The organism is Flavobacterium ajazii (genome assembly GCF_010614725.1).
Taxonomy (GTDB): Bacteria; Bacteroidota; Bacteroidia; order Flavobacteriales; family Flavobacteriaceae; genus Flavobacterium; species Flavobacterium ajazii.
Window position 1 is genome coordinate 521,175 of the sequence record NZ_JAAEHL010000002.1, and the last position, 20,108, is coordinate 541,282.

The 20,108-nt window shown below is 39.3% G+C and carries 10 protein-coding genes; all 10 read right to left on the minus strand.

Features of this window, described 5'->3' with window-relative positions; translation table 11 throughout:
- Positions 1 to 22: 22 nt before the first annotated feature.
- The gene (locus GWR14_RS05070) at positions 23 to 1,591 is read right to left on the minus strand and encodes an MGH1-like glycoside hydrolase domain-containing protein (RefSeq protein WP_163407952.1); all 1,569 of its coding nucleotides are present in this window, start codon (positions 1,589 to 1,591) and stop codon (positions 23 to 25) included.
- A gap of 108 nt (positions 1,592 to 1,699) precedes the next feature.
- Positions 1,700 to 4,171 (minus strand): glycoside hydrolase family 95 protein, encoded by a 2,472-nt coding sequence (locus tag GWR14_RS05075; protein ID WP_163407954.1) that lies wholly within the window; start codon positions 4,169 to 4,171, stop codon positions 1,700 to 1,702.
- 205 nt (positions 4,172 to 4,376) lie between these two features.
- Positions 4,377 to 5,804, minus strand: coding sequence for a glucuronyl esterase domain-containing protein (locus tag GWR14_RS05080; protein ID WP_163407956.1), 1,428 nt, complete (start codon positions 5,802 to 5,804; stop codon positions 4,377 to 4,379).
- Positions 5,805 to 5,873: 69 nt separating this feature from the next.
- Positions 5,874 to 8,624 (minus strand): glycoside hydrolase family 78 protein, encoded by a 2,751-nt coding sequence (locus GWR14_RS05085; RefSeq protein ID WP_163407958.1) that lies wholly within the window; start codon positions 8,622 to 8,624, stop codon positions 5,874 to 5,876.
- 207 nt (positions 8,625 to 8,831) lie between these two features.
- Complete coding sequence (locus tag GWR14_RS05090) at positions 8,832 to 10,706, minus strand: sialidase/neuraminidase family protein (protein ID WP_163407959.1); 1,875 nt, start codon at positions 10,704 to 10,706, stop codon at positions 8,832 to 8,834.
- Positions 10,707 to 10,774: 68 nt separating this feature from the next.
- Positions 10,775 to 11,692: a glycoside hydrolase family 43 protein gene (locus tag GWR14_RS05095; protein ID WP_163407961.1), complete on the minus strand. Its 918-nt coding sequence runs from the start codon at positions 11,690 to 11,692 to the stop codon at positions 10,775 to 10,777.
- Positions 11,693 to 11,893: 201 nt separating this feature from the next.
- On the minus strand, positions 11,894 to 13,468 hold the full coding sequence (locus tag GWR14_RS05100; protein WP_163407963.1) for a glycoside hydrolase family 28 protein: 1,575 nt from the start codon (positions 13,466 to 13,468) through the stop codon (positions 11,894 to 11,896).
- Between the two features lie 89 nt (positions 13,469 to 13,557).
- Positions 13,558 to 14,946 (minus strand): glycoside hydrolase family 140 protein, encoded by a 1,389-nt coding sequence (locus GWR14_RS05105; protein WP_163407965.1) that lies wholly within the window; start codon positions 14,944 to 14,946, stop codon positions 13,558 to 13,560.
- 109 nt (positions 14,947 to 15,055) lie between these two features.
- Positions 15,056 to 18,208, minus strand: a complete 3,153-nt coding sequence (locus tag GWR14_RS05110; RefSeq protein ID WP_163407967.1) for a DUF6298 domain-containing protein — start codon at positions 18,206 to 18,208, stop codon at positions 15,056 to 15,058.
- A gap of 132 nt (positions 18,209 to 18,340) precedes the next feature.
- Entirely contained in the window at positions 18,341 to 19,999 is a 1,659-nt protein-coding gene (locus GWR14_RS05115; RefSeq protein WP_246236282.1) for a polysaccharide lyase, read from the minus strand.
- Positions 20,000 to 20,108 lie beyond the last annotated feature (109 nt).

The following is a 20,108-nucleotide window of genomic DNA, read 5'->3' on the forward strand; positions in this document are numbered from 1 at the left end:
TTCAAATCTGCTTGCAATTTTTCTATTCCCCCACTAATTTCTCCAATTTTTCTGAAACCGCAATTTCCTTTCCGTTTTTGAAGATTCTGAATCCTTTTCCTTTACCATATTTCTCTCCTGTTTTGTCCCAAAGAATGGTAATAATATTCCCGTGATATAAAACGTTATCCAGACAAAACCAATCCCATTTTTCCTGTGGAATCAACGGATTCACTTCAATCTTTTCATCCGCTCTCGGGCGTAAACCGACCAATCCCGTAATCATCAAATCGTTAAAAGTCGAATGGTTGTAATAACGGCTTCTTTCTCTGTCGCCCATTAACCAATACCCTGTCGTTTCATCCAGATATTCTCCCACATACGGTTTTCCTCGGTAATATTGTGATTGCACATACAAATCCATTTGCTTGAAATAATCGGTTTTGGCAACATAATTCTGATTGTAATTATTCAACACATTCGCCAAAGCTGTCAAAGTCTGTGAACTCGCAAATGGCCAAATCGCACCGTCCCATTCGCAGGTTCCGGTTCCATGGGTTCTAAACCGCGGACTTCTGCGCTCGGCAGTCGTCAATCCAAAAGGAGCCGAAAACCCTTTTTCATCCTTAATCTGTTCCCAGGCTTTTTCAAAACCTTTATTTTTTTCAGGTAAATTAAAATACCACGGAATAAATCCAATCGCCTCTCTTACCTGTGCCAGCGTATCTTTCTCGGTAAACGTTTCAAAGAATTCACTTTTCGAATTCCATAATTTGGTTTCTACCAATTGTTGCAAAACATCGGCTTTGGCTTTAAATTTAGCTTCGACTTCTTTGTCTCCTTTCATCGACGCCATTTTAGAAATTGCCACGGCATTTCCATACATATAACTGTTAATCGTTGGTCTTGCATTTTGTACTTTTCGACCACCACTCAACGATTCTTCCATTCCGTCTTTTACATCGTGCTGCCAAAACAAACCATCTTTGCGCTGGCGGTCTTTTTCCCAAACGGCATAATCCGTAACCATATCCGGGTACATATCCAATAAGAATTTTTCATCCTTATTGACCAAATAACGATTGTACAAAGCATCAGCCGTCCAACTGCTGAATTTATACAATTTGTTCATCGGTTTTCCTTCATTACCACGGTACCAAATTTTCACATCCTGCTCAATGTACTGCGGATCTTGCACCCAACGAAATTCATTAATATGATGCCCCACTGCACAAGCAATCAAATTGTATTTATCGGCATAGGAACGATCGACCAAAAACTCTGTGATTCCATAACCTAAAGGTGTTTTCTTGATATGCTTTCTTGCACTCCACCAACGGAAATAATAAATCTCCTCAAAATTTTGCTGTGGACATTCAAACAACGGAACATTCTTTTCCATCCACGCCCACGCACTGTCATTCGGAATCGCAAATTTCAAGTTCTCGTCTTCCATCGTGTTGAAATAATCAACATAATGCTTGAAGTTCTCTTTTTGCAAAACCACTCCTTTTCCCTTTCCGGAATACCCCGCTCCCGATTTACAACCGCTGTTCAAAGCCGAAATCAGAATCAGCAAAGCAATTAACTTATATTTAAAATGATATAACATTGAATCTTTTTTATTGTTTAATAGTTACCCTGTTTTGTCATTGCGAGGAACGAAGCAATCACAGTTGTTGCTCTCGTTATGCGATTGCTTCGTCCCTCGCAATGACTATTAATTCGCTGAAAAACTATAAGTCTGCCCCGCTTTCATTTCTACATCGTATTCATTGTACTTTGGCAACTGCACTTTAGGCAATTTTGCTTCTTTAGCAATAATCGGTTTTTTCACTTCCACATCATAAAACAACGTATTCGGATTTTTACCTTTTGCTTTTTTAAGCGTAATTCCTTTGTCTGCTTTCAAGGTATTTTCCAGTTTCAATCGACAGTTTCCTCCAATTTTCGAGTATACTTTCAAAGTCGAAACTTTATTGTTTTTCCAGGTCATATCAATTACAAATCCGCCTCGGGTTACTAAACCTTTGATGCTTCCGTCTTTCCAAACCGTTGGTAAAGCCGGTAATAAATGAATCGCATCTTCCTGACTCTGCATCAGCATTTCGGCGATTCCTGCGGTGCATCCAAAGTTACCATCAATCTGAAACGGCTGATGCGCATCGAGCATATTTGGATAAGTTCCACCCCCTTTTCTTTGGTCAGCGGTTACCAAATGCAATTGATCCTGGATTAATTTATAAGCGTGATTTCCGTCTAATAATCTTGCCCATAAATTCACTTTCCAGCCCATTGACCAGCCTGTTGATTCATCGGTTCTGTAAATCAGGGATTGTTTGGCTCCTTCAAACAATTCCGGTGTTTTGATTGGCGAAATCTGGTTACTCGGAAACAAGCCGTACAAATGCGAAACGTGTCGGTGATTGTCTTTCGGATTGTCCCAATCGTCCTGCCATTCCTGTAACTGATTGTGTTTCCCTACTTTCATCGGAGGCATTTTAGCCAAAGCATCACTTAATTTTTTAGTATAATTTTCATCAGGAGCAACTAGTTTCGAAGCTTTAATCACATTCGAAAACAAATCGAAAACCAATTGATTGTCCATCGTAGTTCCCGAGGCAATCGTTGATTTCCCGTCTTCTCCGGCATGAGTGTTTTCAGGTGAACTCGACGGCACTACGACCAAATAACCCGTATTCGGATCCACAACCATAAAATCCAAAAAGAACTGCGAAGCTCCTTTCATAATCGGATAAATTTCGGTCAGGTATTTTTTATCTCCGGTATACAAATAGCGTTCCCATAAATCCTGACAAACCCAGGCACCACCCGTTGGCCACATTCCAGACGTAGCTTGGTCAACTGGTGCTGTAACTCGCCAAATATCGGTGTTGTGGTGCAAAACCCAGCCTCCTGCATTGTACATCATTTTGGCCGTTTCAGCTCCCGTCACACTCAGCTCTTTTGCCATTTGGATAAAAGGCTCGTGCATTTCAGAAAGATTGGTTACTTCTGCTGGCCAATAATTCATTTCGGCATTGATATTTGTTGTGTATTTACTGTCCCAAGGTGGAGTTACCATATCGTTCCAGATTCCCTGTAAATTGGCTGGCTGACCGCCCGGCTGTGAAGACGAAATCAATAAATAACGTCCAAACTGAAAATACAAACTCGCCAATTGCGGATCGAATTGATTCTTGAAATCACGAATACGCTCGTCAGTTGGTTTCTTCGCATTTTCATTCGTTCCCAAATCTAAACTCACACGGTTGAAGTAATTTTGGTAAAAAGCAACGTGATCCTTTTTGATGGTTTCAAATGATTTAGGCAATGCTTTTTCTAAATAGGATTTGCATTTTGGCGTTTGGTTTTCGTCTAATGTTTTGTAATCGACAAAATTGGTTGCAATCGAAATGTACAAAGTAGCTTCATCGGCTCCATTGATGCTCAAAACACCATTTTTAGAAATCACTTTTCCACCTTTGTTTTGAACAGCTAAACGCCCTTCAAATTTCACTTTTCCTTTTACACCTTCAAAATTGGTTCCGGTTCCGGTCATCACTATTTCGCTGTTGTCCGAGAAAGAAACTGTTTTGTCAATCGGAGAATTCATCATCACATTACAGGTGATTTTTCCGGCTTTACTTGCTGATAATTTAACCGCAATAACTTGATCTGCAAAAGCGGTTAAAACTTCTCTTTTATAAGTAACACCATCTACCTCATATTGCACCGAAGCGATAGCATTACTAATGTCTAAATCACGATAATAATTTTTGTAATCGTTGTGTCCATTGAACGAAATATACACGCTCCCAAAAGTCTGATACGGCATACCGTCATTAGTCTGCGACATAATATCTTGCGTTGCCAAATCCTGTGCTTCTTTGAACTTTCCTTCGAAAACCAATTGACGTACGATTGGCAATGCTTTGATCGATTTGTCGTGCGCATTACTGTTTGGCGAACCTGCCCAAATGGTTTCTTCGTTCAACTGCAAACGCTCTATGGATGGATCTCCAAAAACCATTGCGCCCAAACGTCCATTACCTAAAGGCAAAGCTTCGTTCCAGATGGAAGCGGGTTTGTTGTACCATAATTTCAGGTCGCTGTTGGTTTGCGCTGTTGAGTTTTGTAAAACAACTAGTGAAACTACTAGAAAAGCAATTATTTTATTTTTAAACTTCATCTTTTATACTTTTTGGACAAATGCCCTAATTATTTTTAACCACAAATTGCACAAATTAGCACAAATTTCTTCAAGTTACGAGAGCGCGTGAGGGATAGAAGCTAGCTACCGAAGTAGCGCGGATAGCCCGACCCAATTTGGGAAAGGGGGCGAGTAAACGGTTTCGAGAGTTGCCCCCTTTTTCAAATTGGGTCACGCCCAACTATTACTTCTTGACTTCATACACTTTCAGATTTTTTTCTCCGAACATTTCATATAATTTGTTGATGTCTTTCAATGCATTTTTAGGCAGATTTTCGGCTTTGTTGCCAAAAACATATAATTTGTCATACGGTTCAATCACGCAGGTTGACTCGTCGATTTCGCCTTTTTCGTTCTTCACTTTGTTCAGATCCAGACCTAAATATTTTGCCATAAAAGGATACAAAGCCATACGTTTTGAAACTCCAAAATCGTGTCCTTCGCTGGCTAAATGCACATTTTCGACCAAGTCTTTTTTACCGTACAAATCATAAGTGCGTTGGATAAAAGGGAATTCCAATTCGGGAACGGCCAAAGTCCAGTCTTTTCCGTCGGAAACAATCAATTGCGGTTTTGGCGCCATCATTGCCGAAACTTCAGCATTGTTGGTTCCGTTGCCACAAAGGTGAATTCCGCGACCGCTTTCGCAAGGACAACCGCCAGAGAAATGTGACGAAACCATCACCACCGGAGCGGTAACTGTAACCCTGTCGTCTAAAGCGCCTAAAAACATTGTGTGCGAGCCTCCGCCAGAACCGCCTGTAACGCCTACTCGCGACATATCAACATTTTTTTGAGTCGCTAAATAATCCAATAATCGGATTCCGCTCAACACCTGAACGGTTGAGGCAATGCTGTTGCGGTGTGTTTCGGTTGGAAATTGCAACAGTGATTCGCCCCAGGCAAATAAATCGTAAGCTACGACAACTGCGCCCATTTTGGCCATCATTGCACAACGGTACTGCTCGTCTTTTCTATATCTTCCGTCACCAAAATGTCCGTCGGGCGTTAAGATAACTGCCGATTTTTTGTTGAACGGATAGGGTTTGTAGATTGAACCTGTGGTGTAAACTCCCGGAAGGATTTCTAATGCTATGTTTTCGATGCTGTAATCTTTGTAGATTCTTTTTGGTGTCAAAATCGGTTTTGATTTGGGCATTGGCGGTGCTTTATCCAAACCAAATGACGTAAACATACAGGCTTTGATTTCTTTTTTGCGGGCTTCCCAATCGGAAACGTTAGCATATAAAGTCGTCAAATAATCTAAGCGTTCTTTACCTTTATCAACCGAAACTTTATGGTTTTCATATTTTCGGATTTGATAGGTTCCATCGGGCTGTTTGAAATAGGTCAGTTCAAAAGGCACTAAAACATTAGCCAAAGAAACTTCCAGATTTCCCTGTTCGATACGCCAGTCGGCATAATCGAGTTCTTTTCCTTTTAGTAAACCGCGGTCGTCGATAACTTTTATCTTAAAAATGGTTTCAATTTTTTGGATGGTTTCAGTTACGGGTTTTCTGAAATTGGTATCCGATGTGCATTGTGCGTTTGAAGTCGTCAATGTGAACATTGAAACCAAAAAAGCAAATGTTATGTTTTTTAAATTTTTCATTTTTTATTTATTGTGAATTCCTATCAGACCTAACAGGTTTTGGAAACCTGTTAGGTCTCTCTGTAGAAGCTATAATTTACATTCAATTGTATATTTTCCTGATCCTAATTTTAAATTTTCAGTCAGTTTTCCGTTGACTTTTATTTCAGAATTCTTATCAACTGGTAATTTTACTGTCGCTGATGTATTCGCCGGAATCTCTACTTTCAGAATTAATTTTCCGTCTTTTTTCTCCCAAGCCGAAGCAATTTTTCCGTAAATGGATTCGTAAGTCGCTTTCGCAAAAGTCATGTCGCCCACAACTTCCGGCTGAATAAAGAAATGTTTGAATCCCGGATTTTCAGCATCTGGAACGATTCCGGCAAGGCTTTGGTAAAACCATTCTTCGATTTGTCCCATCATAAAATGATTATAGGAATTTCCTTTTGTAGGATCCCATTGCTCAGTCAAAGTGGTCAGACCAAATTTAATCTGAAAACCATAGCCCGGTGCATCGTAATGATTGTTGATTTTGTACATCGTTTCGTTTTGCCCGTTTTGTGCCAAAGCCTGAAACAAATAACGGTTTCCAACATCTCCTGTGGTCAGTCGGTCACCTTTGGCTTTGATGTCAGTCAATAAATTATCCATCACCGCTTGTTTGTATTGCGGTTCTACGATATCCATAAAAATTGGAACGGCATTGCTAAACTGACTGCTGGTACCGTATTGTTTGGTTTCGGGATTAAAAAATTTGTCGTTAAAAGCCTTTTTAATGTCTACAGTCAGAGTTTCATACTTTGCAATATCCTCTGTTTTATTGAATAATTTAGCAGCTTTTGCAACCAAACTGGCTCCATAAAAATAGTGCGAAGTTGCAGAAAGCGCAATCGGACTGTTTTTGGAATAACCCGCAGGATGTGTTCCATAATCGTACCAGTCCCCCAATCCGTGAGACACGATATGATTCGTTGCTTTTGTTCCTAAATAATCAACATATTTTTTCATTACAGGATAATATTTTTCGATTAACGAAGCATCGCCGTAATATTCGTAATACATCCAAGGAAGGATTATACCCGTAACGCCCCACTCGGGAGAATCGGTAAAATCACCTCCGAAAACCACATATTCAGGAACGATGGACGGAATCAATCCATTGTCGCGCTGTGCATCGGAAATATTCTGCATCGTAGCAGGAATGAAACTTTCGAGATTGTAATTAAAAAATAATCCAGGACCATTCAGATGAATTTCCTCTAACCATCCCAGTTTTTCACGTTGTGGACAGTCGGTAAAAACACTTTGAAAATTACTTTTTATGGCATTGTTAATCAGCAAATGTGTTTTGTTGAAAATGTCGTTCGAACATTCAAAAGTTCCGGCTTCACCTGCCGAATTGTAAATGAAATTCGATTTTAAATCTAACAATGTCGGAAGATTTTCATTCTTCGTTTCTTTATAATTAATGTTCTCTATCTGCACGTATTGAAATCCGTAGAAACTGAATCTTGGTGTCCATTCTTCGGTACCTTCGCCTTTCAAAGTGTAATCGTAATAATACGGTTTTCCGGTTTTCCCCTGACTAACGGTTCCGTCTTCGTTCAGGCTTTCGCCCACCCAAACGCGAACGGTCTGTCCTTTTTTCCCTTTAACTTTTATGCTGGTGAATCCCGAAAGATTTTGTCCCATATTAAAGATATAGAAATTAGGCTTCAGCTCTTTTGCCGTTTTAACTTCGTATTGTTTTTGGATTGTAATTGGTGATGTAGTCTGTGGTCTCAAAACACCTTTTGGGGCTTCCTGAACGACTACTTTTTTCCAATTGGCATCATTGAATCCTTTACTATTCCAGCCTTTTTGTTCTAAATTAGCATTGTAATCTTCTCCTCCAAAAATACTATTGTAAGTAATTGGGCTTTTGCTGTATTTCCACGTTTCATCTGATTTTATGATTTCGGAAGAGCCATCTTTGTAGGTAATTTTCATTTTGAAAAACAAAGTCGGAGGCCCAAAACTCACAAAAAACTTGGTGTATCTCGCTTCCAGCGTGTTGTACATTCCGTTTCCTAAAAGTACGCCAATTACGTTTTCGCCTTTTTCTAATGCTTTTGCGTTTAGCTCGTAAATATTATAATTCACGCTTTTGTCGTAGTCCGTCCACAAAGGAGCAAACTCGCTGTTTCCAATTTTTTTACTGTTGATGGTTAGTTCGTAATGCCCTAAACCTGAAATGTAAACCACAGCTTCTTTGATTTCTTTGTTAACCGAAAAAGACTTGCGAAGCATAATACTTCTTCTTGACAACGAATCGGAAGCGTTGATATAAGAGTCTTTTTTGGCACGGTTAAAAGTGGCGGTGTGATAAGTTCTGCCTTCCGGCAAATGACTGTCGGCTTTGGTAATAGCTCCAATCCAAGTTGGATTCAAATCGGATGTTGCAGAAGCCGTTCTGAAAGAGGCAGTTTTGCTCCAAGCAGAAGCTTTGTCTTTCTGGTTCCAGACTTTGACTTTCCAAAAATATTTGGTTTCTGTTTTTAATAGGCTTCCGCCAAAGAGAATCTGCAGGTTTTTATCGGAATTGACTTTTCCACTATCCCATATATCGCCCTGACCTTTTTTTAGTTTTTCTTCGGATGAAGCGACTAAAATCTGATAGGCTGATTGAGTTACGTTTGATTCTTTTGAAATCAATTGCCAGCTTAATCGCGGTTGATTTGAAACGAAAGCCAATGGATTTTGGGTCATTTCACAAGTCAAATTTTCGGCAGAGATTTGTCCGTTAGTAATGAAAGTTACTAAAAGACAAAAGAGGAATACTATGTTTTTGAAATTCTTCATGTTTTATTTTTTACACGCAGATTTTTTTAAATCGTTAAACCTATTTTTAACCACATAGAAACATAGATTTTTTTCTGAATAAAAAAGGCGTTTCACTTTTTATAAAAAACAGAGCTATGCGAACCAATATATTGGCTTAAAAACTCTCTTTTTTCTATGATTCTATGTGGTTAATTTTATATTTTTTAATCTTTTAATTATTCAATCTTACAATTTTTTCGTAACCAATGATTTAATATTAAAAACCGCTTCCGGAATTAATTTTCCTGTATCCGGTAAATCGGTAAAATCCGGCGTATCCGGTTCGGTGTCAGCATTGGGTGTGTAACGCTGATCGCCTGTGCGGAACATAATACGTGAAATTCCATCAACCGGAGCATAGAATATTTTATTGGTTTCTTTGCCGTCATTCACTTTTACAGTATACGAACGAGAAGTTACGTCTAATTTGACTGTAATCGTATAGTCTTTTCCGGCTTCGTATTTCCCTAATCCGCCATGACGGGCTCCGTGTTTTACTTTTATTTCTCCATCTGAATCGAAAACAATACGAATCGCTGGTAATCCTTGTTTGTTTTGGAATTCCACCTGCAGTAAACCGTGGTTATTTTGTTCCGGTTTTACGGTGAAAGTCGCTTCCATTTTTTGTGCAAACGGAATCACACGCTCGGCACGAGAATAGTCAAAAAAGTCCTGATCTCTTAGTGTCAGCCATTTTTTGCCGTCTGTTTTCTTCTCGATTTTGGTGGAAGCCCAGGACAAATCGTAGGTGTTCCATAATTTTAATTCTTCGCCGTTTGGCAAATCATTGAAAACATCGTTAGCATTTTCTTTTACTTCGCTGGTTACAGGAACAGGAACAGATGCTACCCAAATATCTTCTTTGTTTACGCTGTAACTTACCCAAAGTTTTCCGTCAGGCGGAGTTCCATCTCCTTCATTTATTCCGCGAACGTATTGAGGGCCGGCAGATTTGTAGTTTCCTCCGTAACGCATCGGACTCAATTCTCCGTGAACTAATAATAAATCTTTATAATTCAGTCCGTCGTCACTGGTTGAAATCGCCAATGGCCAACGGTATTCCGAAGGATTATAAACTGTTGCATAACGGTTATCGGAGGTTTTTTGTCCCCAGATTTTGGCATTGCTGTTTACAAATCCAGGGGCTCTTACCGGTATGTATTCCCAGGTTTTACCTTCGTCTTTACTTAAGGAAGTTAAAGCAAATTTCCATAAACCAACTACGTTTCCGTTTGGCAAATGGTAATAATTGAACGCTTTGTATTGTTTTTTTAACGGAATCAATTCATCATCACGATCAGCTTCTTCCACCCATTGTTGCATTAACAATGGTTTAGAAAGCAATTCATTGCAGGCTTTGATAAACTTTTTGTCTTTACTTTTGGTAAAAAATGGAAAAGTCGTTGGCAATGGATTTCCGGTTTTATTGTATCGGATAAAATAAATCGGGCCGTAAGTTCCGTCTTTGTAGATTTCACGCACGACACGTCCAATTCCTTTTCCGTCATTGGGATCATCTTTTTTGTCTAATGCCACTCCGTAATAGCCTATCGCTAATAATCTGTTATCGGAGGAAACATAAAAGCCCATACGCTGGTGCATAATGGCATCTATGTTTTTGGCAACTCCTTCTACTCCTTCTTTTTTGAATCCGTCGGGAACGTGGTAAATTGGGAAAAGCACGGCTGGTTTTGTCCAGGTAACTCCGTCTTTGGAAGTCATTATAAAAGTTTGACTCGGCGGAGTGTGTTCGCCTGACGGGTCGCTCAAATAATGCAGATAAAAAGTATTGTTCCAATACGCCATCATTGACTGATGGTTGTATGTCCATCCGAAACCGTCTGCTTTTTCGGGATGTTCTCTGCTCGCACGCATAATTTGTGTGGCGTGAACACCAACTGCAGGACTCAATTGCCCGTGGTGGTAATCAACATTGGAAAGGGTTTTACCTGTATATCGTATCGTGTCCTGTTGGGCTTGCGCCGAATTGACTGCAACACAGCTTAACAAAAGAGCTGTTCCTGTTACGATATTGGTTTTTATGTTTTGAAATGCAATCATTGCTTTTATTTTGATAACTCCTGAGGCCTAACAGGTTTTGAAAACCTGTTAGGTCTGTTGAAGATAAATTATTTCTTTTCAATTAATCCTTTTAGAACTTCTGCGGAAATGGTTGTGATGGTTCCGTGTTTGTGTCCTTCGGGAAGACTTATTTTTGTGGAAACATCTTCAAAATGTACAAAATCAGAAGTGCTTAAGGCTTTGTAATTTTTGGATCCGTAATTATCATAATAGAGTAACCAGTTTTTACCGACTTTTACAACCGTCGGTCCCTCTGATAAATATTCCGTTAAGGGTTTTGATCTTTTTTCGAATGGGCCTAAAGGTGATTTTCCGAAAGCTACTTCTATGTTTCGCATCGGTCTGGTGTTGTCTTTTAGCACCAAAACATAATCTTTTTTGCCTTTTTTTACGATGACACAATCGATGACACTGAAACCTGGGTCATAATATAATTTCGTATCCGAAAAGGTTTTGAAATCCTTAGTCGTTACGTAATACATTCTGTGGTTGTTTTTTTCATCTTCAACTCCTTTTTCGAATCGGAAAGGAATTGTCGAAGCCCAGATAATGATGTATTCTTTTTTGACATCGTCATAAAAAATCTCGGGCGCCCACACGTTTACAACTTCGGGTTCGTGTTTCATTACCGGAATGTATTGTTGTTCCGACCAATGAATTAAATCTTTAGAATTGGCGTATCCGAATCCGTTTCCGCCTTTCCAATCTGTTGTCCAGACCATGTGATACGTTCCATCAGCTCCTTTTGTGATGGACGGGTCGCGCATGATTTTGCTGGCCCCGATTTCAGGTTTTAGGAATGAGCCTTCAAAACCTTTCCAGTTGTAGCCGTCTTCGCTATAAGCTAAATATAAACCTTCGGTAGCGGGTTCCCTGAAAGAGGTGAAAAGGAAAATTTCCTTTTTTTTCTGGGAATAGCTTAGAGCGAAAAGTGAAAGCGTTAGTATGATGAATATTTTTTTCATGTTTTCTTATTAAACACAGATTTCACAAATTATCACAGATTCTTCTTTATTCATTTTAACTAACTCAAAACTTTACCGCAAAGATTCGCAAAGGTTTACGCAAAGAAGCGCTAAGCTTTGTATTCCTAATATTTTAGTGCCATTTTTTATTTACATCAATTAATTTGTGCCAATCTGTGAAATTCGTGTTACATTATTAGTCTATTCTGAAATTGCTTTTTTATCCAAATCTTTTCCTTTTTTTACGGTTGTGGTTACGTTGCTGAATACATTGTTTTTAAGGAAAATATTCTTTGTATCCTTTCCGTTTGCTTCGATGAAAACATCGGTGGCGTTGAAAGGAAAGTTGTTGTTGATCATAATATTTGATGCATTGTCGATTTTAATAACCGGCACTTCTTTGATTGGCGTTGAAGATCCTACGTTGTCCAAAATCAGGTTTTTAGCATCCAGAATTTTGAAAGATGAACCTACGGTTGCGTTTACTTTTACGTCGTGAAATTCTACATCGGTGGCGGTGTTTACAGTGAAACCTTCTTTGCCATCCATGTTGATATTAGAGAACGTGATGTTTTGAATTGGCATTTCAACAATTCCGCGAACGAATCCGGCTTTGTTGACATTTCCGCCCGTAACGTTGCTGATGTGGATGTTTCTGAAAATCGGCGTACGCTCGGTAACAGGTTCAACCGGATTGTCTTTATCGTAGAAAAGATCCAAAATAATGGCTTCTTCCTTGATATTTTTCATTACGATATTGCTCACGCGAATGTCCTCTACAACTCCGCCTCGTCCACGGGCCGCTTTGATACGGATTCCACGATCGGTTCCGTCGAAAACGCAGTTGGAAATCGTGATTTTTTTGATTCCGCCTGACATTTCGCTTCCGATTACGACACCGCCGTGACCGCTTAACATCGTACAGTTGGTGATGGTTACATTTTCTGTTGCTTTTCCGTATTTACGGCCGTCTGCATCACGACCCGATTTGATGGTGATGCAGTCGTCGCCAACGCTAATGTGGCAGTTTGAAATGTGAACATTGGTGCAGGACGAAGGGTTGATTCCGTCTGTGTTTGGGGAATGCGGATTGAAAATCGAGATTCCGGTAACGGTTACATTGTCACAGAATTCAGGATTGATCGTCCAGAAAGGCGAGTTTTTGAACGTTACGCCTTCAATCAAAATATTCTTGCAATTATAAGCCTGGAAAAAAGAAGGCCTAAAAAAGTGTTTGTCAATCGTTCTTTTGTAATATGGCTCGTAAACAATTCCTTTGTTTTGCTCGGTCCACATTTTTTGGTATTTGGTTTCGGGAATCGGACCTTTGGCGGTTTCGATTCTGTAGACTTCATTCCACCATGCTTTTCCCTGTCCATCGATTATGCCCCTTCCTGTGATGGTGATGTTTTCGACATCTTTGGCATAAAATAATGGGGAGAATGACTGCATCACGATTCCTTCATAACGCATTTCGACATACGGAAGGTAGTCATCGAAGTTCTCTGAAAATTTTAAAAGCGCACCAGAATCTAAATGGATGGTGATATTGCTTTTTAGTTTTAAGGCGCCTGTCAGGTATTCACCAGCCGGAAAAAAGATAGTTCCACCACCATTTGCTGAAGCTTTATCGATGGCTTTTTGAATGGCTTCGGTGCATTTTATGCCTTTGTTGTTTCCGCCTTCGTTTAGGATGTTTAGCCAGCCGTCATTAGCAAAAGCTGAATTAATTCCGGTTATGAAGCAGAGTAGAATTATAATGTTTTTGATTTTCATTGTGTTGTTATTTTTGGCTCTCGCAGATTTGGCTGATTGTGCGGGATTTTTTATCTGCTTGATTTGCAAAATCTGCGAGAGCTATTTTTTTATTTTTTTGAAGTTAGAATTAAAACCCAGTCGTTTCCGTCTTCTTTTTTGCCGGAAGGCTGGAATTCTTTTTTGCCTTTGTTGTCAAAAATTCCAATCTGTGTTTTTTCTCCGTTTCTTGGGTTGTACCAGCTTGCGGTTACTTTATCTCCTGTGATTTTACCCATATTCACTGTAATTTTTCTTCCGTTATAGGTGTAAATCAAAGCGTACTCTTTTCCTTTTATTGCTGGTAAGTAATCGTATTTTTCGCCTTGATTTGCAATTATCGAAGCATCAGCTGTTCCTTCTGTGAATGGAAATTCCAACATCAGGTTTTTGATATAAATCATTTGTCCGGCTCCTGGATCATTGAGGGCATCTGTCCACAACATTTTGTTTCCGTAGGCTGGTTTATCTCCTTTTCTAAATATCTGCATTACGGCACTGTGTCCATAAGTGTAGCCCGAAGCTCCTGAAAAAACAGACCAATAGCCGTAACGACGTACATCATTAGCATTCCATTTTGGCTGTAAAGTGTCGTGTAATCCGTGTGGAATTCCTTCGTAAGATGGTTCTCCGTCCAGTGTTGGCTTGGTTGGTTTTAAATCCCAGTCTCTTAAAACGAATTTGTAATTGTCTTCTTTGAAGGCTGTCGGATCAGTTTCCTGTGCGTAGGTTTTATGTCCGGACTGGAACATATTGAAATCCAACCAGCTTGCATTATGAAAATTCTCTGAGGAATCGGTTCTCCCAAAAGGGTGAAAAGTCATCAGCTGATCCGGATTATTGGTTTTGATGGTTGTTCCGATAGCATTCCAAATGTCCTGAAATTCATTTCCTTTGGTATCGCCTCCGTTTAACCAAATTACATTGGTTCTCTTTTTATATCTGTCTGCCAAAAATTTAGCGTATTTAACCGCCTGTTCTTTGCTGACTTTATTTCCTTTTGAAACGTTGGTTCCCCAAACTGGCACCATTGCCACATAGATTCCGTTTTTTTGAGCTACTTCCAAAGTATAATCTACGTGATCCCAGTAATCGTATTCTGGAGCATTATTGGGATCATTTCCTGGTGAAGTAATTTGATCCGCCAGATTATCATTCATCAATGCCTGATCACCATAGACATTTACGGCATTCAAATTATGCAATACCATTACCTGAACTACGTTAAAACCTTTTGCTTTTCGGTCTTCAAAATATTTATTTACACCTTCTCTGTCCAGTTTACTGAATGCCAGCCAGCCTGTATCGCCCAGCCAAAAGAAAGGTTTCCCGTCTTCGGTAACAAAATAGTGCTGATTTGGTGAAACTTTTAGTTTAGGCAGGTTTTTAGATTGCGAAAAACCAGTTTGTGCTGTCAACATAAAGCTGATGCTTAGGGCAAATAGATATTTCAGGTTCATTTTATTTTTATTTTGAATTATGATTTATTAGTCATTGCGAGGAACGAAGCAATCTCACTAGTTGCTCTCGTTATGTGATTGCTTCGTTCCTCGCAATGACAAAACTTGGTTAATTTTTCTTCACTACAAATAGTACTTTTTCTTTGATTTCTGACTGCGGAATTACAACTTGTTTTCCTCCGCTGATATTTGCTTTTTTCGTGATATTTCCATTGGAAGCATTGATTGCATACACTTCAAAAGTTCCTTTTTGATTCGATAAATCGACCGAAACATCCTGATCGTTTTTCAGATAAAAAAGATAGGCATTCCCTTTATTTTCCAGTGTCCAGAGCTTGTCTGAAAAAGTAGTTCCTTCTGCAAACTTCATACCAGTTAAGGCAGAATGAAAGGCAGAAAGTTCAATTTTTGGAACATTTGCCAAAGAGGCTCCGGCCATTAATGCCGGCCATCCAAATCGTGGTGCTCCCATCGTGGAATATAAGACTGCTTTTTCAGGATATTTTTCTCTGTATTCACGAACTGCTCGATACACCTGATCGTCTGTTTCTTTTCCGGTTTTGATTTTACGGGCATGCTGGCGTGGCGCGAGATTTTTTCCGCCTTCCGGAGCATACAATGTTCCGTCTTCTCTATAATACCAATATCTGATATCAATTACATCAACGGTTTTCACTCTTTCGCTGTCATTTAAAATGGCATCCTGAACATCTTTAGTAGCACTTAAAGCGATTTTGGATTCATTTTGATGTGACTTTTCGTAATTGGCTATGACATCAATCCAGAATTGCATAAAACTTAAAGGGCCTGTATATTCGGCACTTGTCAATTGCAACACGTTAGCGTTATCTTTGAAATTTTCTAGATTTTTTTCGATGAATGCTACGTGCAGTTTTCTGATGTCGGCATTTTTTACATCATAAAATTGTTCGGCAAGGAAAATCCTTTTATCACCTGCATAAGGCGGTGGTTCCGGCAATCCTGTGGTATTGATATTATTGGCCGGACGCCAAGAGGAACTTGCCCAGTGTGCTCCTGCTTCTAAAATATTATGCTGAAAATAATTTTCGTTTAAGAGTATTTTATTTTTTTGACCAGCCAACTCTGCAAAGGTTTTTAATCGGTTCCAATAAAAGGCGTTGTATCTGGTTAGATCGTATTTACTCAAATGATCCCAGGCAATTCCTTGTCCGCTTCTGTCGAAAGGCTGTTCGTAGAATGGTGCCCACACATCAGCATCGATTCTTCGGATTCGTTCGTGATCTGCCATTCTTTGTTCGTACCAAAGTCCGTAATTGTGATCGATTGCCGACTTATTGTTTTCGACTAAATAATTTACTGTTTCCTCCAGATTATCGGTATAACCTAATCCATAATGTCCCGGAACAAATCGGGTAATGTGAGGTCTTGATTTTGAAACTTCCGATTCACGCAAGCTTCCTCTCCACCACGGCACATCTACAACTTCTCCGGTAATAACTCCTTTTGAGGTAGTTAATAATCCATTGGTCAGAGTAATTTTATCGGTATTGGTATTCGTAACTGCATCGGCTTTTACTTCGTCAATACGTTTTGCTTTAACATAATCGATTGAAATTGGATTTCGAGTAGATGCTTTAGTAATAAACTCTTTTAAGGTTTCATTTAATTTATAAGCTTCGGCGGTTAAGACTGTAGCTTGTTCAATTGTCGGGCTTGAAGAAGGTTCTGAACCTAAATCCATAATCTGCGCATCCATTGGTAATTTACCCAGACGCTGTTGCAATAAAGCATAGAATAAACTTCTTGGACTGATGTGATTGTTGACGTCTTTCCAGTGTCCGTTTCCTGCCCATTGCGCCCAGACTCCAAATGCCCAGTTGTTGGCTGTTGGCGGATTGTAATTTTCTATTTTAGATGCTGAAGTTTCCCAGATGACACTATTGGCAACATTCCAGCCTAAACCTCTACCGTCCTGTTCTTTGTTTTTGAAACTAATGGCATTTCCGTCAATTAGGGAAACATCAAAAAGAATTCCGGTTGCCCAGCTTCCGACAGATCCGCTGAAACTGTACGGCAGATGTGATTCGCATTGCAAAAAGACGTTTGGCCCTGCAGTAGCGTAGCCTCCAACCACAAAATCATTGTAACCGAATTCAGAATAACAACGCTGAAACAAGGTTTGCTGTCCTTCTGTATAAAAAGTGTTTCTTCTATGTGATGCGATTTCTGAAATTGGATTTAAGGAAATACAATCTTCAACAGTAATTCTTTTGGCTGTTTTTAAAATAGAAACCGCGCTTCCTGCAAACTGTTCAAAATTGACTTGTCGTACCCAAACATCTTCAGCATTTTCAACAGAAATTCCTGTCCAACGGTGCTGTTCATCTTTGGGATTTGTTGTGTCATATTCTGATTTCAAAGTCAGGTTTTCTACACCGACGTTATTAATTCGGCCAAACCAAATATAATTTACTACCGTTGATTTGGATAATTCTTCTTCCAAAGCATTTGTCAATGGTGAATCAATCGTAATTTTATTCCCCTGAACATTTGTAATTTCCCTGTCGGCTCGAATGACAAAATCATCGGCTTTCCATCCAATCCATCCGCTTTCTCCTCCGTAATCAGCAGTTCCTAAAAGTTCAATCCAGTTTTTTGTGATGGGCGTGTTGATAACAATATGGTCTCCTTTTTTGAAGGCGTTGCCATTTTTTACCGTTAAAACAGTTGCTCCAAGTGGCGTGTAATTAGTCGCTAATTCTGTCGTTTCCTTAAAAACACGGTTATTAATTCCACTGATATTGACGATTGCTTTTCTGTTGATTGTAGTCCCTAAAAGTATGGTTCCGTTATTTCCTGAACCGCTTCCTCTTAATACAATTCCGCTTTCCTTGATATTGATTTCGCCCGAAACTTTGAAGGTTCCTTTGTCTAAAAGTACGGTTCCTTTAAAACCTGTTGCATCGGCTTTCAATTTCGCAACATACTCTATCGCTGTCTGAATTGTTTTTGTGGCATCTCCATCGATGTGTGGTACAAAAACTTTAATGGCTACATCAGGAATCGCTACCGAAGAGGCTTTATATCCGGCAAAAGAAAAATCGGGAATCTGGTTTCCTTTTGCATCAGCGGTACGCTCGAGTTTTCCTTCTTTTGATTTTGTAATATCGGGGAATGTGTTTTGTGCCGTGCTGATATTGGCACTAAAGAAAATAACAAAACAGGACAACATAAGTAAATCCTGTTTTGTTATGATATTTTTGAGTTGAATAAAATTCATTTTAATTTTAGATTTCTTTTAGAATGTAGAAAATAGAATAAAGAATATAGATTTTCTCATGATGAGTTCTCTCTTTTTTCTATTCTCTATATTCTATTTTCTATAATTTTTTCTTCTATTCTCTATTAATCTTTACTGCAATAAAACTTTAGACAATGTATCTGTATTATTTTCTGATTTTGTCCAGTCTGTTTTACTGTTTGGATCAATTCCGTTGAAATATTTCTCTAAGTTGGTGTATCCGTCACCGTTGCTGTCTTTGTTGGCATCGGAAGCGTCATTCGGATTTAAGCCAAATTTCTTTTCCCAGGCATCCGGAATTCCGTCGTTATCTGAATCTTTATAGGCTTTTCCTTTGTATTCCGGATAACCTCCAACCTGGTTCGGATGTGTGATAATACCTTTTTTATATGAATCGGCAGGTAATCTTCTTTTGATGAATTCTTTACCAATTGTATTTTCCAGACCGTCTTTTACTTCTATTTTTCCGGTACGAACCTGTTTGATCACTCTTTCGTCAACAGCGTCTCTTTTTGGTAAAGTGGCTCCTACATTATTCAATACAAAATCATAAGCCTGCTCTGCTTTCATGATTGAAATTGGTGGCATTGCAAAAGCTTTTGGGTATTTTATTTGTGCCAGAAAGTCTTTGGTTGCTTCTGCTGACTGGTCTTCCAATTGTACTCCGCCATTCCAGTTATCAGCTGTTACTTCAGGAGAATTCACTATGTAATTCCCATCAACGAAAGCTTTTCCGTATTGTTTTGGGCTGATATAACCTGATTCCGGTTTGATGATTCTATAACGAATCGGCTGATCGGCTGGCGTAATTGGTCCTGGTTTGAAATAATTATTGATAATGTTGTATTGCGAACGGTAATCACCACCATCAAGCGTACGGTTCCACCAATTGAAAACAACATTATTCACAAAGTTAAAACTTCCGTACATTCCAACTGAGGCATTTCTCGAAATATTATCGGCCCATAAATTACGGATAAACATACTATTCAAACCACCAATAGTACTTCCGAAAGCGTGATTGTAAGTATCCAGACCTTCTGCTGAAATGGTATTTTGAATGGTCACATTAACAGCCGGCAGTTTTTCTAATTTTGATTTTTCATTTGCCTGAAACTGGTGACGATACAACGAAATATTTTCGTCTAATCCCCAGCTCATGGAACAGTGATCGATAATTACGTTTCCGATTACGTTTCCTCCCAAAGCATCGTCACGACGGGTCACTTCGGTTTCTCCACGGCGAAAACGCATATAGCGGATGATAATATCGTGTGTGTCTAATAAAACAGATTCTCCCGCAACACAGATTCCGTCACCCGGAGCGGTTTGTCCTGCAATCGTGATGTAAGGCGCACGAACGGTAATTGGTTTTTTAAGGCGAATGATTCCCGAAACATTAAATACTACGGTACGAGCTCCAACAGCTTCGAGCGCTTCACGAAAAGTTCCTTTTCCGCTGTCTTCTAAACTTGTGACAACAAATATTTTACCTCCACGGCCACCTGGCGTCTGAGCTCCGCCTCCCATTGCACCGGGAAAAGCAGGAATATCGGCATGAACTAAATCGGTTGGTAATGATGCCCAAGGCACATAAGGACGTCCTTGTAAAGCTTCGGCTTTGATGATGTTTTCATTGGCTTTCCAAATCTGATCCAAACGATCACTTTCGGCCTTCATCATCGCATCAGTTTTTTCCTGAAGCGTTTTTGGAATATCAGGATACTGAGCATAGGCTGATGAAAAAAAAGAACAAAAGGACACTGCCATAATTGTTCTTCTAAGAATGTTTTTTTGGAAATTGTTCTGCATGAGTTAGTCTGAAATTTATAAGTTAGACTAGTTGGATACTGTAATCGATAAAAGGTTTAATTTAAAA